Below are 15,243 nucleotides of genomic sequence, written 5' to 3'. Positions count from 1 at the left end.
GACGGTTCCGGCTTTGCGTGGAGGGTGTGATGGCTCTGATATTCCGGGGATGCGGATCGGCATTGGCCGGCCTGGTTGCGATGACGATGGCGGCGCCGCTGCCGGCGCAGGCCGAGCGCAGGATGTGGCCGCAGGCGGCCGCCACGCACCCGATGGATGGGCTGACGACGGACGAAATCCGTTCGGTCACCGAGATTCTCCGCGGCGCCGGCAAGCTCGACGATGCGGCGCGGGTCGTCTCCATGACGGTCGACGAGGACCCCAAGGACGAGGTGCGGGCGTGGAAGCCCGGACAACCCTTCGCGCGGCGCGCGAACGTGACGCTGCTGAGCGGCGGACATCTCTACGAAGCGCATATCGATCTCGCCGCACGCAGCCTGCTCGGCTGGGACGAGGTCAGGGATCACGAGGCTGCGCTGACCATCGACGAACTGATGTCTGCCGGTGATCTGCCGAAGCAGGACCCGCGCTGGATCGCCGCGATGGCCAAGCGCGGCATCACCGACTTCCACAATGTGCTGTGCCTGCCGTTGACGGTCGGGCCGGTGAGCGACCCGGCCCTGAAAGGCCGCCGCCTGCTCAACGTTCCCTGTGTCGACACGACCGGCGCCGCCAACAATCTCTGGGGCAAGCCGATCGAGAACCTGGTCGCCCAGGTCGATCTCAAGAGCAGGACGGTGCTGTCGGTGACCGATCTCGGCGTGCTGCCGCCGCCGGCGCAGACACCCTCCCATGCCTATGCCGACTCCGGAAAATACCGCAAGCCGCCGAAGCCGATCGAGATCACCGCGCCCGAGGGCAGCAATGTGAAGGTGGAGGGCGGCCAGGTCCACTGGGACAACTGGTCGTTCCATGTCCGTCTCGAGCCGCGCGTCGGCGCGGTGCTGTCGTTGATCCGCTACGACGATCACGGCACGTTCCGCGACATCGCCTATCAGATCTCGGCGAGCGAGATGTTCGTGCCCTATATGGACCCGGCGCCGACCTGGTCGTTCCGCGCCTATATGGATATCGGCGAATACGGCTTTGGCGTGCTCTCCAGCGAATTGCAGCGCGGCATCGATTGCCCCGAAGGCGCGCATTTCCTCGATCTGACGATCTCGGACACCAAGGGTATGCCGGTCGTCTCCAAGGGCGCGGTCTGCATCTTCGAGCGCCCGACCGGCGATCCGATCTGGCGGCACAGCGAGCTGCTCAACAATACCGCCGAGGTGCGGCCGAACAATGAGCTGGTGGTGCGGATGGCGCCGGTGGTCGGCAATTACGACTATCTGGTGGACTACGTGTTCGACCGCGCCGGCAACATCGACGTGCGGCTCGGCGCCTACGGCATCGATGCGACCAAGGGCGTGGCAAGCCGGACCTTGAGCGACCCGACGGCGAAGCAGGACACCGCCTACGGGACGCTGGTCGACGAGCGGCTGCTGGCCGTCAATCACGATCACTACATGACGTTCCGGATCGATATGGACATCGACGGCACCGCGAACCGGCTGGTCGAGGACCGCTTCAGCGTCCGCCGGCTGGATGAGGGCCAGCGCAAGAGCCTCTGGCAGGTCGACACCAGGCCGGTCGCGACCGAAGGACCGATCACGACGCCGCTGAGCGCGGCGCAGTTCAGGATCGAGAGTACGGGCAAGACCAACAGCCGCGGCTATCGCACCAGCTATCAGCTGATGCCGGGACACTCCGACGTCTCATTGCTCGCCAAGGACGATCCGATCCAGCTCCGCGCGGGCTTCAGCGCCTACACGCTATGGACCTCGGCCTACGCCAGGGACGAGAGATATGCCGCAGGCATGTACCCGAACGAGAATCCTGAGGTCGATGGCCTGCCGAAATGGACCGCCGCAAAGCGGCCGATCGAGGATCGCGACCTCGTGCTGTGGTACACGGTCGGCTTCCGCCACGTGCCGCGCGCCGAGGATTGGCCGGTCATGCCGGGCCTTTGGCATGGCTTCCGGCTCCGTCCGTTCAACTTCTTCGATCGCAATCCCGCGCTCGACGTGCCGCCGATGGTGAATGCCAGGGACACAAAATGAGTGGCCGCGTGCATCGCACGGGAGCCGTTGTCGGCGCGCTGCTGGCGTTGTTGGCGGCGCAGCCGGCCGCGCGGGGCGCGGCGGCCGAGAGCGGGGCCGACGATGCGTCCTTGCTCTATTTGAGCAGCGGCGACTGGCAGCGCCAATCCGCGCCGCGCAAGGTCGCACTCGCGGCCGACTTCATGCGGATCTTCTGCACCGATCAGACAATGTCTGCAGCATCGCTGGCCGATTGCCTCGACCGCGACAAGGCGGATGGCGCGCCGTTCGAGCGCGCCATGGCATGTGTCAGCGCGCTGTCAGCCGGCCGCTGAGAGGCCGGCGTCGATCCCGTCGGCGATCGCCTTCACATCCAATGCGGTGAGGATCAGGGGCGGGGACAGGATCAGGTTGTTGCCCGAGACGCGCAGCATCACGCCGGCCTCGTAGGCGCTATCCGCCACCTTCGCCATGATCTTCTTGTCGGCGGGCTTCTTGCTGTCGCGATCGGCGACGAGCTCGAGCGCGGCCATCAGGCCCTTGCCCCTGACGTCGCCGACCAGCGCATGCTTGGCCTTGAGCACGGCCAGCGCCTGCGCGAGGTCGTTGCCGCGAGCGGCGGCATTCTCGTCGAGTTTAAGGCGGCGGGTCTCGGCGAGCGCCGCAAGGCCCGCGGCGCAGCCGACCGGATGGCCCGAATAAGTATAGCCATGCCCAATCGAGCCGAACGTGGTCGTGTCAGTCTCGAAGGTTTCCGCGACCTGTTCGCCGATCAGCGTCGCGCCGAGCGGGAAATAGCCCGAAGTGATCGCCTTGGCCACCGTCATCATGTCAGGCTTGACGCCCCATAGCCGTGAGCCCGACCAAGCGCCGGTGCGCCCGAACCCGGTGACGACCTCGTCCGCGATCATCAGGATGCCGTGCCGGTCGCAGATCTCGCGCGCCAGCTTCATGAAGCTGTCCGGCGGCACGATCACGCCGCCGGCCCCGAGCACCGGCTCCATGATGAAGGCCGCGATGGTATCGCCGCCCTGGAACGCGATCTCTTCCTCCATCGCCGCCGCGCACAGCTGCGCGAGCCTGGCAGGATCGGTCTCGTTGAAGGGATTGCGGTAGGTCGACGGCGCCGGGATATGGAATACGCCGGGCAGCATCGGCTCATAGTTGCGGCGGAAATTGGCGTTGCCGTTGACGGAGGCGCCGCCGAAATGGGTGCCGTGATAGCCCTTTTTCAGCGCCAGGAACTTGATGCGGTCGGCCTGGCCCTTGATCTTCCAGTATTGCCGCGCGAGCCGTAGCGCGGTCTCGACCGAGTCCGATCCGCCTGATGTGAAGAAGGCGCGAACCATGCCTTCCGGCTTGAACCATTCGGTGAGCTCGTAGGCGAGCTCGATCGAGGGGCCGCTCGAGGTACCGCGGAAGCCGGAATAATACGGTAGCGCGCTGAGCTGATCCGCGATCGCCTTCTTGATCGGATCGCAGCTGTAGCCGAGATTGACGTTCCACAGGCCGCCGACCGCATCGATCACGGTGTTGCCGTCGATGTCGGTGACGTGGACGCCTTCGCCCTTCATCACGATCCGCGGCGGCTGCGCCCGCATCTCGGCGGGATGGGCCATCGGGTGCCAGATCGGCTTGGCGTTGTTCTCAACCAGGAAGTTTCTGTCGCGCATGATCGCTCTCTGTCCGGCTGGAGCCTTTTCCGTTTCGACGGAATCGGAACGGGGCTCCAGATTCTAGTTTTGACGCGTTTTCTTCACGCGAACCGGTACCCACTTCGCTCGAAAACGCTTTAGTCGAATTGCAGCCCGAAGTGCCGCAGCGCCTCGCTGTAGGACGCGGCCGGGCTGCGCACGTCAAACAGCACCGTGCGCATGTTGCACGCGGCAGCGCCCGCGATGTTGCGACGCTGGTCGTCGACGAAGACGCAATCTTCTGCTTCCAGCGCCAATTCGTCCAGCACGCTTTGATAGGCGCGCGGATCGGGTTTCAGGATCCCGGTATGGGTCGCGTCGACGATGGTGTCGAAGCGCTTGAGGATGGAGAGACGGGTGCGAAACTCCGCACCGTAGAACAGGTCGAGCTCGTTCGAGAGGATCGCAAGCCGGAACCCGGCGTCGGCGGCGAGGTTGATCGCGCGCACCGCCTCGGGCCGGATCACGGTGTCGGGATCGGCACCGCGCGCGCGCTTCACGAAGGTCTCCATGTCGCGCCAGTCCTCGCCGACCATGCGTCCGACCTCGCGGCTGCGGGTCAGCCAGTAGTCGCGTTCGGAAATCTCGCCGCGCTGCATCGCAGCCCAAGGCGGATCGCTATCGGGGGCAAATGGTCCGAGCCATTTCAGCGTGCACGGTGCGAGCCCGAGCGCGCGCTCGGTCAGGTCATGGGTTTCGAACAGGGTCTTCGAAATGACGCCGCCGAAATCAAGCACCAGCGCCTGGGCGAACGGCCTCGTCATGCGGCAACCGTTGCGCGGCCGGGGCGGACAATGCCGGCCGCGACCCAGCGGTCGAAGATACCGAGCACGGTTTCGTTGAACGCCGCGCTGTTGATGTGATCCCTGATCTCGTGCAGCTCGACCGGTGGCCGGACCGCCGACCGCATCGCGTCGACAAAGGCGGCGAGGGCGTCGGGATCGTGCAAAGCCTCGCCTTCGCGGTCCCATTGCTGGATGCCGCCGGCGGGGAGCACAAAGGCGACGGGCGCACTGGCGCCGGCGAGCTTCTCCGCAATCGCGTGTGCGATCCGGCGGCGATCGGCGGCTCCCGAAGTCGCCGACGCGAGCAGCCGGTTGTGTGCGTGGAACGGCCGATCCGTGAGCTCGTTCGGAATCCCAAGCCAGGCCGGGAAGTCGACCATGTCGACCGCCCCGGGGGCGACGATCTGCGGAATGCCGGCTCTACCCGCATTCTCCAGCCGGTCGGCGCCTGAATTGACCACCGAGCCGGTGAGCTGATTGGCGACCTCCTGTAGGCTGAGGTCCAGCACCGCAGCAAAGCCGCCCTGGGCGGCGATCGACTCCATGGCACGGCCACCCATGCCTGTGGTGTGGAAGACGACCACCTCGTAGCCACGCTGCTCGAGCTGCGGCTTGAGCTCCACCATGTAGCGCAAGCAGCTCTTGCCGAGCGAGGTGATCGCAACGATCGGCCGGTCCCGGCTCGGCTTGATGGCGCTCTTCGCCGCGCCGACGATCGCGCCGCAGGCTTGCGACAGCACGGCGGTGCAGGTGCCGTTGAGGCCATAGAGGCCGCCGGCCCACAGGATCATCATCAGATCGGCGGCGACGCGCTCGGGCGGGATCAGATGCGAGAATGCGACGGTCGAGACGATCAGCTTCGGCAGGCCGAGCGGCAGCGCCTGCGCGACGTCGAGCGCAAGGTCGGTTCCCATCGTGCCGCCGATCGCAATCACGCCGTCGATGGCATCGCGCGCCGCGAGCTCGCGTGCCAGATTTGCGGCGCCAATCGCCATCAGCGACATCGCGGAGTTTTCATCGCCGCTGGACGCAATCGCCGCAATCGTGGTCTGCGCAGCGGAGGCCACCGCGTGCTTGTCATGTGCGGGCTGATACGGCGGATCGCCGAGCACGCTGATGTCCATCATGATCGTGCTGCCGCCGGCACGCGCGATGCACGCGCTCATGAACAGCAGTTCATCGGCCTTGGTGTCTCCAGTGCCGATCAGAAGAATGCGGGGCTGCGTGATCTCGGGCATGACCTTCGGCTCGCCGGCGGCGTGAGGGATGTGGACGAGTTGGTTTGCACCCAGCGGGCAGGGCGTTCGGCCATCGTGCGATCACGCTATGAGGGCGCTGGCCGCGGCGACATCCACCTATCGGTTGATTGCTGCCAAAGCCTTGATTTGGCGAGGATTGCGCCATGCCAGCGGTCTCCGGTCGGGAGCTGCTCTTGTCACCGTCATGATGATCCCGCATGCAGCAAGCCCAGATCGATCTGTTACGCTCGGCCGTAATTCCGGCCCAGCAGCTCTTCATCGGCGGCCGGCCGGCGCAGGCGGTTGGCGAGGCGCGGCTCGATGTGGTGTCGCCGATCGACGGCCAGGTGCTGACGACGATTGCAGACGGCGATGCGGCCGATGTCGACCGTGCGGTAAAGCGGGCGCGGCAGGCCTTCGAGCAGGGAAGCTGGTCGCGCGCGGCGCCGGCGCAGCGCAAGAAGGTGCTGCTGCGGTTCGCCGATCTGATCGAGCAGCACGCGCTCGAGATCGCGGTGCTCGGTGTGCGCGACAACGGCACCGAGATCGGCATGGCCTACAAGGCCGAACCGCTGTCGGCGGCCGGCACCGTCAGGTACTACGCCGAGGCGATCGATAAGGTGTATGGCGAGATCGCGCCGACCTCAGGTGACGTGCTCGGGCTCGTGCATCGCGAGCCGCTTGGCGTCGTCGGCGTGATCGTGCCGTGGAATTTCCCGCTGATGATCGGGGCGTGGAAGATCGGTCCGGCGCTCGCCGCCGGAAACTCGGTCGTGGTCAAAGCGCCGGAGCTGGCGTCGCTCACGCTGCTGCGGCTTGCCGAGCTTGCGACCGAGGCGGGCCTGCCGGACGGCGTGCTCAACGTCGTCACCGGCCGCGGCGCTTCGGCCGGCGAGGCGCTCGCGCTGCATATGGATGTCGATGTGCTCGCCTTCACCGGCTCGGGCGCGGTCGGCCGCCGGCTCCTGGAATGCTCGGCGCGATCGAACCTGAAACGGGTTCATCTCGAGCTTGGCGGCAAGTCGCCCAACATCGTCTTCGCCGACGTGCCGGACATCAAGCACGCGGCCAAGGTCTCGGCCAACGGCATCTTCCGGAATTCGGGCCAGGTCTGCGTCGCCGGCTCGCGGCTGCTGGTGCAGTCCGCGATCTACGATCGCTTCATGGATGCGCTGCTCGACGCCACCGCAAAGCTCAAGGTCGGTGATCCCCTCGATCTGACGTCGGATATCGGCGCCATCTCGAGCCAGGTGCAGTTGCGCAAGAACCTGGATGCGGTTGCCCGCGCGGAAGCGCAGGGCGCGAAGCGGTTGATCGGTGGCGAGCAGATCCGCGTCGAGAGCGGCGGCAACTTCATGGCGCCCGCGATCCTCACCGAGGTGACGCCATCGATGGAGGTCTGGCGCGAGGAGGTGTTCGGCCCGGTGCTGGCTGTCACGCGGTTCGACGGCGAGGAGGACGCCACGGCGCTCGCCAATGCGACGCCCTATGGGCTTGCGTCGGCGGTGTGGACCGGAAGTCTGTCGACGGCGCATCGCATGGTGCGCGCCATTAGGGCCGGCGTCGTGCACGTCAATGCCTATGGCGGCGCCGATATCACGGTGCCGCTCGGCGGCTTCAAGCAATCGGGCTTTGGACGTGACAAGTCGCTCCACGCCCTCGACGCCTATACCGACCTCAAGACCGCCTGGATCGCGCTATGACATCAGCAACCGCCGAACGACCAGGCATTCTGAATCGCTTGCTCGATGCCGAGCAGGAACGTTTCCGGGCGCTGCATCCGCGCTCGGCGGCGGCCTGGCAGGACGGACGGCAGCACTACCTCTATGGTGGCCCGTCGCACTGGATGCGGCGCTGGGCCGGCGGCTTTCCGATCTATGCCGATGAGGCGCATGGCGCGCATATCCGGGATATCGACGGACGCGACTATATCGATTTCTGCCTCGGCGACACCGGCGGCATGTGCGGCCACGCGCCGGAGGCGGTGACGGAAGCCGCGCTGCATCAGCTCAAGCGTGGCGCGACCATGATGGTGCCGACGGAGGACAGCCTTTGGGTCGGCGCCGAGCTGTCGCGCCGCTTCGGCCCGAAGTACTGGACGCTGACGACGTCGGCGACCGACGCCAACCGCGCCGCGATCCGCATCTCGCGCATGATCACCGGCCGGCGCAAGGTGCTGGTGTTCTCCGGGTGCTACCACGGCGGAGTCGAGGAGGCGCATGTCGAGATCCGCGACGGCCGCGTCGGCTTGCGCAACATGATCCATCCCAACGGAATCGATCATGACGCCGTGAGCCGGGTGGTCGAGTTCAACGACGTCGCGGCGCTCGAAGCGGCGCTGGCGCAGGGCGATGTCGCCTGCGTGCTGACCGAGCCGCTGATGACGAATTTCGGCATGATCCCGGTCGACCCCGGTTTTCACCAGGCGTTGCGCGACCTAACCCGCCGCGCCGGTACCGTGCTCATCATCGACGAGACCCATACGCTGTCGTGTGGGCCGGACGGCTACACAGGGAGCCACGGGCTCGAGCCCGACATCTTCGTCGCCGGCAAGGCGATCGCGGGCGGCATCCCCGCCGGCGTGTTCGGCCTCAGCCAGGAGATTGCCGAGCGGCTCTGGAAGCTCGTCCCCCACGTCAATCCGCGCGAGCGGCAGTCGGCGCATCTCGGCTTCGGCGGCACGCTCGCCGGCAACGCGCTGACGGTCGCCACCATGCGCGCGGTGCTGGAGAAGGTGCTGACCTCAGCGAATTACGAGCGGATGATCGGAACCGCGACCAGGCTCGCGCAGGAGGCGCGTCGGCTGATCGAGGCGGCCGATCTGCCCTGGCACGTCACGCAAATCGGCGCACGTGCCGAGATCATGTTCATGCCACGGCCGCCACGCAGCGGCGCCGACGTCATTGCCGGTCGGCAACCCGATCTCGAGACCTTGCTGCATGCGTTCTACATGAACGAGGGCATCCTGGTCACTCCGTTCCACACCATGCTGCTGATGTGTCCGGCGACGTCGGGGCGGGACGTCGACAGGCACACGGCGGTGTTCGCGCAGTTCATCGATCTGCTGCGCGGCGCGGGGGCAATCTGATGCAGGCGCCTCCGTTCAAGCTCGACGGCCGGGTCGCCATCGTCACCGGCGGCGGCCGCGGGATCGGTGCGGCCATTGTCAGGCGCCTTGCGCAAGCGGGTGCGACCGCGGTGATCGCCAACCGGACGCTCGATGTGGCCGAGGCACTGGCGCGCGAACTCGCTGACGACGGACGAACCGCGCATTGCGTGCCGTTCGACCGGCTCGATCGCAGCAGCTTGCGTGCGATGATTGACGATGTCGCCGCCAAATGCGGCCGGCTCGATATCGTCGTGCACAATGCCGGCGGTTGTCCGTGGGCCTCGCTTGACGAACTCGACGAAGCCAAGCTCGACGAGACGCTGACGCTCAATCTGAACGCCAGCATCTGGCTCGCACAGGCTGCGATTCCGCATATGCGCGCCAACCGGTTCGGGCGCATTCTGGTGACGTCCTCGGTGTCGGCGCGCGTCGCGATGGGCGGCGGCGCGCATTACTCGGCAGCGAAGGCCGGCGTCAACGCGTTCATCCGCGGCGCCGCCTTCGAGCTCGCGCGCGACGGCATCACGGTCAATGGCGTCGAAGCCGGCTTCATCGAGAAGCCGGGCCGGGGCACTATGAGCGCGCCGGAGAACAAGGCGAAGCTCGAGCGCTTCATCCCGATGGGGCGTATGGGGAGCGCGGACGACATTGCCTGCGCGATGCTCTATCTCGCCTCGACCGAGGCCAAATATGTCACCGGGCAGACCATCGTCGTCGACGGCGGTTCGACGCTGCCGGAGACCGGATTTGCCGTCGAACGGCAGTGGGGGCTCTAGATGAGCATGATCCTTTCGGAAGACCGGTTTCCACTTTTCCGGATCATGTCCTGATGCCGCGGCTGGACGGAAAGACCGCGCTGGTGACCGGCGCAGCCACGGGGATCGGCCGGGCCACGGCTTCACTGCTGGCATTGAGCGGCGCGCGCGTCGTGCTGTTCGGGCTCGGTGAGGCTGAGTTGCAAGCAGCCGCGGCGGAGTGCGGCGGGCAGGCGGTCCATGGCGACGTCACGCGTCCGGACGACATTGCCAACGCCGTCGCCGCCTGCGGCGCCTGGCTCGATATCGTCGTCAATGCCGCCGGCCTGATCGTGCCGGATCAGCCAGCGAGCATCTCCGACGAGGTCTGGGCCAGGACGCTTGATGTCAACCTCACCGGGACCATGCGGGTCTGCCGGGCATCCCTGCCGCTGCTCCAGCAGCGTGGCGGCGCGATCGTCAACATCGCCTCGGTTGCCGCGTTCAATGCCAGCCCGGACAGCGCAAGCTACGCCGCCAGCAAGGCGGCCGTCGTCGCCTACACGCGTTCGCTGGCCTATGCTCACGGCGCCGACGGCATCCGCGCCAATGCGGTGGCGCCCGGCTGGGTGCGGACGCCGATGAGCGCCTATGAAATGCAGTTGCTCGCGGACCAGAATGGCACCACACCCGAGACCGAGTTTCGCGGCGTCGAACGACGGATCGCCTTGGGGCGGATGGCCGAGCCCGCCGAGATCGCGGCATGCTGCCTGTTCCTGGCCTCCGACGAGGCGTCCTTCGTGACCGGAGCAGTGCTGGTCGCCGATGGCGGCGGCCGCTCGCCGACGCAAAACCGCGCCGTGTAGAGCCTCGTTTCGAAGCAATCGGAACGCGGCACGAGAAGCAGCCGCGGCAATGACGACGGACTTGTTCAAACCCCCTTGACCGTGCCGCGCTCGCGTCTTCAGCCGATCTCCGCCGGCGACTTGGGCAGGCGGCCGCAGCGTCATTCCGGCGCTATCGGATGCGCGGGACGCTCGATCGATGACCTGAGGCTCTCGAGTTCAACGAAGACATCGGCGTGTCTGCGAAGCTCATCGGCGATCATCGGAGGCTTCGTTCGAATGCTGGAAACGACGGTGACACGCACGCCCATCCGCCTGACAGCGTCGACAACGGCTCGCAAGTCACCATCGCCGGAGAACAGGAACGCATGGTCGATGCGGTGCGCGATTTCCAGTGCGTCGACCGCGAGATCGATGCCGATGCTGCGCTTCATTCGCCTCCGTCCATCGCCGTCGTCGTGCTGCTTGGCGGCTTTTCGCCTGACCGCATATCCGTTGTAATCGAGCCAATCCACCAGCGGCCGAAGGCTGCTGAATTCGTCGTCGTCCCTCACGACCGTGTAGAAATAGGCACGGACGATTTGCCCATGCTTGCCGAACTCCGAGAGCAATCGGCGGAAGTCGACTTCAAAGCCGAGGTTCTTGACCGTCGTGTGAAGATTCGCGCCGTCAATGAATAGTGCAATGCGATCGGTCATCCCAAATCCCCATGACGCCCGGATCATTTGCCTTTTTGCTTTTCGTTCTAAGAATTTCTTGAGCGCATCGGGCGCCACCTAATGTCTTCTGCTTAAATCACTTATCCAAAGGCAAGGACTCGGTCGGAAAAAACACGAACTCGAGCGACGCGATCATCACTCTGATCGTGCGCTTATTGATAAAGATGCCTTAGGCACGCGGAATCCGAGTGCGGACGGACCGGTGCACGTTGAACAATGATGCTGCCGGCCCCCCGACGTGCACACACGTTCAGCTAACAAGAGAGTTGCCCGCTATGGCGCTTTGATGGCATCAGTTGCAATGACCGGTGTGCTTGTCTCCAATTCGGATATCCGTCGGCCCTAGGAACAACAGCCTAGCTTTATCGGCGAAAGTGTCCGCAATGACGGGCGATAGTGCGGCGCAACGGCGATAACGGCCGTCGCGCACAGGGTCACGTGACCAACAAAATTACACCCAAAAATCAATTCAGAGTACAGCCGCCCATTTCCTGCCGACGCGAAATTACGAGATACCACTTTTTTGCAATGCGGGCCTTGTCAATACAAACTTGGCGGATGTAGGACAATTACTTTACGACTAATGATTGTGCGTCGTTCGGTCCTAGTGGGAAGTGGCTCGCGGATGTCTGTTGCTCCGTTTCTGGAAATCCCTAGCGCTCGTCGATGGCAGCCGGCCGCGGTTGGCCGATTTTGAGCCACTAGGATCAGCGGGTTTTCTTGTTTACCTGGGGACACGACGCGCTACCTAGGCGGTGTCGTCGATGACGCAGGTCTCTCATCCGCCGAGACGATGGTTTCGCTAAGCGCTGTGACGCTGAACCCGCAAAACGCCGATCGGCTTTGACCAATCGCTCTGTTTGGCCGCCCTGTGAGTTGAAGCCAGCGTCGACATCCCTGCCGCCTAGCAACTCGACGGGCAGGAAGTTGGCCGGACTCGCCGGATACTTGATTGACCGCCGGGTGTGGCGACTTGGCCGAAGCGCGCGCAATGCCTCGCCGTCCTTGCGCTCTGCATCCCGTTGGCTGGTTGCGGGGCCGCGCGCCAGGCCATCGAAGAGGAGGCGGATCCGGCCGCGGTCCAGCCTAAATGGCGTGCTCGTGGATTGCCCGCAGCGCCTTGCCGGATCAGATCGCAAAGGCGGAGGGAGGGCGTCCGGTGTGATCAAAGCGACCGACCTCGTCCGGCCGCTGCTTCCGTTTCCCGAGTTGCTCAATCGGGAGAATGCCCTGCAAGGCGTTGGCAGGGTAGGCGCAGAACGACAATGTCCCAGCTCGAGCGAAACGTGCAGATCCAGAAGCTTCATTCGCAGCTTCTCGACGAAGAGCGCGCAAGCAATCGGTAGCGGCCGACAGACCGGCAAGCCGCTGCTGGCGGTCGCGCGCTGGGGACAATCGAACCTAGAGAGTTGCGGGCGGCTCGGAGGGGATTCTGGGACGTGCTTTTGAGACGGGCGAAGTCTTTGAGCGCTTCGTAGAACCGACCGATCGGATCCGGATCGCCATCGTCGTTGTCGCAGCAGCCCGTGCCTGCAGGACGCTGGATGAGGTCCGCCATTCAGAACTACAGCGCGGCGCTGATCTAGCGTGAAAGTCCAGCGCTGCTTTCCGGCCGTTCTTCACCAATGGATGGTTCGACAGAATGACCGTAGTTTCACGGTCGCGTCCGACCGCCGCTTTGTCATGGCTTCCCCGTAAAGCCACGGATACCACGTGTGATAAAGAGGAGCTCCTTGTCGGATCGACGTTAATGGTTAAAACGGGGATTTCGTGCGGCGCTAGACGGCCGCGCAAATTTGCGGCAGATTGCATTTAAATTGGGTTTGAGATGCTTGCTTCGTATTTTTGCGGACACAGAGTGCAAGCCTTCTCACGACGAAACAGTTTAGAGAAAAAGAATTTTAATGCGTGCGGAGTTCAGAGCCGCACACCGAAGCGGGCAGGGTAGTGCGTTCGAGGTCTTTCACAGCACGGCAGACGGCAAAAACATAAACGGATGGCGATTGCTTGTCAGTCGAAACGCTCGCAGATTTTTTTTACACGAGCGTTTGAGTAGTTTGATGAATTGATTTTCGACTGCAATCACACCTGCTCTGCGTCGGCAGAGATTTTGGGAGTGTGTATTGAGTCGCGTGAATTTCATTGGGAGGGCCGAACCGCCAATCCTTTGGTCCGAAGTCGGATCGCGCCTCGAGGGAATTTTAAATTCATCTTCCTCATTGTCAGGCGATCTTTCGATCGAGCACTTGGTTGTCACGGCTAATGATCCGCAGACACTAATTGATCGGCCGGCGTCAAGGCCGGTGGGATCAATTGATGCAGTTTTGGAAGCGCCGCCGTTGAGCGCCGCGCTCGATTTCCACACGCTGTCCTGGCCGAGCGAAGGCGCGGCTTCGCTTGTCAGCCATCAAACCATCATCCCGGAATTCGAGCCAATTAGTTCAACAGCTAATTGATCAATTAGCCGAATCCGTAATTTCGCGCGGATTTTACGAGAAGAATATTGGAGCATCTCTAATGGCAAGCGCCAGCGGCACCACCATCCTCACGGGCACGAGCGGCAGCGACAATCTTGTCGGGGGCTCGGGCGACGACACGCTGTCCGGCGGTGCCGGTAATGATCGCCTCAACGGTGGTTCCGGAGATGACACCCTCAATGGCGGCAGCGGCTTTGATACCGTTCTGGGCGGGTCAGGGTCGGATACCTTGATCTATAAAGCCTATGAAAATCAGTACATCTTAGGATCGACCGGCTTCACCGCCACCAACCAGCAAATCAGCGGCGGGATTATTTATTCTGGAACCGATCAGACGAGTCTCGGGATTGTTGGCGCGTCTACGGTCGTCTCGGGTACAACGTTCCAGGGCTACGACTCCTACGACGGCGGAAATGGCGCCGTGCAGCTCGGCAAGGCGGGCGCGACGCCGGACGTTGATACGCTCCAGATCTGGCTGAGCGCCGCGCAGTTAGCTGACCCAGATATTCAGGCCGAGATCTCGTATTATAAGAATATTTGGGTCCCTGCGCACATCAGTGCGCAGACCGGCCAGGCGGACGGCACGATTTATACCTTCAAGACGCTCAACCTGCAGGTTTCGGCGATCGAGAAAGTTGAAGTACGTGACGCCTCGGGCAATCTCACTATCGCAGCCGTTGCCGATACAGCATCGGCGACAGAAGCGGGCGGTATTAATAACGGCACTGCTGGCATCAATCCGACCGGCAACGTCCTAACGAACGATTTCGATTTCAGCGCTGCTTCCAAGACAGTTGCGGGCGTTGCAGCAGGCAGCACCAGCGCCTCGTTGAGTTCTGGCGCCGGCACCGATGTGGTTGGTGCGCATGGCACTCTGCATCTTAATGCCGATGGCTCCTATACCTATACGGTGAACAACGGTCAGGGCGCGGTAGAAGCGCTGCGCACGTTTAGTGACACGCTGACGGATACGTTCTCCTATACGGTGAAGGATACCACGGGGGCGACGGCTACCACGACGCTGACGGTGACGATCCATGGCGCCGACGACGCGCCGGTTGCGGTGGCCGATATTGCCTCTGCAACGGAGGCAGGCGGTGTTGGCAACGGCACGGCCGGGGTCAATCCGACCGGTAACGTACTGACCAACGATACCGACGTCGATGCGGCCGACACCAAAACGGTTGCAGGCGTTGCGGCGGGCACCACCAGTGCCGCATTGAGTTCTGGCGCCGGTACCGACGTGGTCGGTGCGCACGGTACTCTTCATCTCAATGCCGACGGCTCCTATACCTACACCGTGAACAACGGCCAGGGCGCGGTCGAGGCGCTGCGCACCTCGAGCGACACGCTGACCGATACGTTCAGCTATACGGTGAAGGACACCGCCGGGCAGACCTCGACGACGACGCTGACGGTGACGATCCACGGCGCCGACGACGCGCCGGTCGCGGTGGCCGACGTGGCCTCGGCGACCGAGGCGGGCGGGGTGAACAACGGCACGGCCGGGGTCAATCCGACCGGTAACGTACTGACCAACGATACCGACGTCGATGCGGCCGACACCAAAACGGTTGCAGGCGTTGCGGCGGGCACCACCAGTGCCGCATTGAGTTCTGGC

Annotated in this window: 12 protein-coding genes; 8 read left to right on the top strand and 4 right to left on the bottom strand. The window is 64.1% G+C overall.

Annotated elements, in window-relative coordinates; all coding sequences use genetic code 11:
- Nucleotides 1–29: 29 nt before the first annotated feature.
- Both AC066Y_RS29980 and AC066Y_RS29975 read left to right on the top strand, forming a co-directional pair.
- Nucleotides 30–2,042: a copper amine oxidase gene (locus AC066Y_RS29980; protein WP_478277011.1), complete on the top strand. Its 2,013-nt coding sequence runs from the start codon at nucleotides 30–32 to the stop codon at nucleotides 2,040–2,042.
- Nucleotides 2,039–2,356: a hypothetical protein gene (locus AC066Y_RS29975; RefSeq protein ID WP_478277010.1), complete on the top strand. Its 318-nt coding sequence runs from the start codon at nucleotides 2,039–2,041 to the stop codon at nucleotides 2,354–2,356. Before AC066Y_RS29980 ends, AC066Y_RS29975 begins: the two co-directional genes overlap by 4 nt.
- Here AC066Y_RS29975 and AC066Y_RS29970 read toward each other — a convergent pair.
- The 3 genes from AC066Y_RS29970 to AC066Y_RS29960 form a co-directional block, all read right to left on the bottom strand.
- Nucleotides 2,342–3,694 (bottom strand): aminotransferase class III-fold pyridoxal phosphate-dependent enzyme, encoded by a 1,353-nt coding sequence (locus AC066Y_RS29970; protein WP_478277009.1) that lies wholly within the window; start codon nucleotides 3,692–3,694, stop codon nucleotides 2,342–2,344. The genes AC066Y_RS29975 and AC066Y_RS29970 overlap by 15 nt on opposite strands.
- Before the next feature lie 119 nt (nucleotides 3,695–3,813).
- Nucleotides 3,814–4,479: an HAD family hydrolase gene (locus tag AC066Y_RS29965; RefSeq protein WP_478277008.1), complete on the bottom strand. Its 666-nt coding sequence runs from the start codon at nucleotides 4,477–4,479 to the stop codon at nucleotides 3,814–3,816.
- Complete coding sequence (locus tag AC066Y_RS29960; protein ID WP_478277007.1) at nucleotides 4,476–5,738, bottom strand: Tm-1-like ATP-binding domain-containing protein; 1,263 nt, start codon at nucleotides 5,736–5,738, stop codon at nucleotides 4,476–4,478. The genes AC066Y_RS29965 and AC066Y_RS29960 overlap by 4 nt, the downstream gene beginning before the upstream one ends.
- A 218-nt stretch (nucleotides 5,739–5,956) precedes the next feature.
- Here AC066Y_RS29960 and AC066Y_RS29955 point away from each other — a divergent pair, with 218 nt between their 5' ends.
- Genes AC066Y_RS29955 through AC066Y_RS29940 form a run of 4 tightly spaced genes read left to right on the top strand, consistent with a single transcriptional unit; the run spans nucleotide 5,957 to nucleotide 10,447 of the window.
- Nucleotides 5,957–7,441: an aldehyde dehydrogenase gene (locus AC066Y_RS29955; RefSeq protein ID WP_478277006.1), complete on the top strand. Its 1,485-nt coding sequence runs from the start codon at nucleotides 5,957–5,959 to the stop codon at nucleotides 7,439–7,441.
- Nucleotides 7,438–8,826 carry a transaminase gene (locus AC066Y_RS29950; RefSeq protein WP_478277005.1) on the top strand — a complete coding sequence of 463 codons (1,389 nt, stop codon included), beginning with the start codon at nucleotides 7,438–7,440 and terminating at the stop codon, nucleotides 8,824–8,826. The genes AC066Y_RS29955 and AC066Y_RS29950 overlap by 4 nt, the downstream gene beginning before the upstream one ends.
- Nucleotides 8,826–9,623: an SDR family oxidoreductase gene (locus tag AC066Y_RS29945; RefSeq protein WP_478277004.1), complete on the top strand. Its 798-nt coding sequence runs from the start codon at nucleotides 8,826–8,828 to the stop codon at nucleotides 9,621–9,623. The genes AC066Y_RS29950 and AC066Y_RS29945 overlap by 1 nt, the downstream gene beginning before the upstream one ends.
- Nucleotides 9,624–9,676: 53 nt before the next feature.
- Complete coding sequence (locus tag AC066Y_RS29940) at nucleotides 9,677–10,447, top strand: SDR family NAD(P)-dependent oxidoreductase (protein ID WP_478277003.1); 771 nt, start codon at nucleotides 9,677–9,679, stop codon at nucleotides 10,445–10,447.
- A gap of 140 nt (nucleotides 10,448–10,587) precedes the next feature.
- On the opposite strand, the gene AC066Y_RS29935 is transcribed toward AC066Y_RS29940, so the two are convergent.
- Nucleotides 10,588–11,124, bottom strand: coding sequence for a LabA-like NYN domain-containing protein (locus AC066Y_RS29935; RefSeq protein ID WP_478277091.1), 537 nt, complete (start codon nucleotides 11,122–11,124; stop codon nucleotides 10,588–10,590).
- A 2,144-nt stretch (nucleotides 11,125–13,268) separates the two neighbouring features.
- Between AC066Y_RS29935 and AC066Y_RS29930 the strand changes: the two genes are divergently transcribed.
- Nucleotides 13,269–13,601 (top strand): hypothetical protein, encoded by a 333-nt coding sequence (locus tag AC066Y_RS29930; protein WP_478277002.1) that lies wholly within the window; start codon nucleotides 13,269–13,271, stop codon nucleotides 13,599–13,601.
- On the top strand, nucleotides 13,543–15,243 hold a 1,701-nt coding region (locus tag AC066Y_RS29925), incomplete at its 3' end, for a beta strand repeat-containing protein (protein ID WP_478277001.1). The genes AC066Y_RS29930 and AC066Y_RS29925, both read left to right, overlap by 59 nt.

It is taken from the genome of Bradyrhizobium sp. USDA3010 (assembly GCF_056429065.1).
This window is presented reverse-complemented; position numbering and strand designations above follow the sequence as displayed.

What these genes read in the sequence shown, in the direction of transcription:
- AC066Y_RS29945 (WP_478277004.1), top strand. Translation starts at nt 8,826, where the DNA reads ATGCAGGCGCCTCCGTTCAAGCTCGACGGCCGGGTCGCCATCGTCACC.
- AC066Y_RS29950 (WP_478277005.1), top strand. Translation starts at nt 7,438, where the DNA reads ATGACATCAGCAACCGCCGAACGACCAGGCATTCTGAATCGCTTGCTC.
- AC066Y_RS29940 (WP_478277003.1), top strand. Translation starts at nt 9,677, where the DNA reads ATGCCGCGGCTGGACGGAAAGACCGCGCTGGTGACCGGCGCAGCCACG.
- AC066Y_RS29980 (WP_478277011.1), top strand. Translation starts at nt 30, where the DNA reads ATGGCTCTGATATTCCGGGGATGCGGATCGGCATTGGCCGGCCTGGTT.
- AC066Y_RS29960 (WP_478277007.1), bottom strand. Translation starts at nt 5,738, where the DNA reads ATGCCCGAGATCACGCAGCCCCGCATTCTTCTGATCGGCACTGGAGAC.
- AC066Y_RS29965 (WP_478277008.1), bottom strand. Translation starts at nt 4,479, where the DNA reads ATGACGAGGCCGTTCGCCCAGGCGCTGGTGCTTGATTTCGGCGGCGTC.
- AC066Y_RS29955 (WP_478277006.1), top strand. Translation starts at nt 5,957, where the DNA reads ATGCAGCAAGCCCAGATCGATCTGTTACGCTCGGCCGTAATTCCGGCC.
- AC066Y_RS29970 (WP_478277009.1), bottom strand. Translation starts at nt 3,694, where the DNA reads ATGCGCGACAGAAACTTCCTGGTTGAGAACAACGCCAAGCCGATCTGG.
- AC066Y_RS29975 (WP_478277010.1), top strand. Translation starts at nt 2,039, where the DNA reads ATGAGTGGCCGCGTGCATCGCACGGGAGCCGTTGTCGGCGCGCTGCTG.
- AC066Y_RS29935 (WP_478277091.1), bottom strand. Translation starts at nt 11,124, where the DNA reads ATGACCGATCGCATTGCACTATTCATTGACGGCGCGAATCTTCACACG.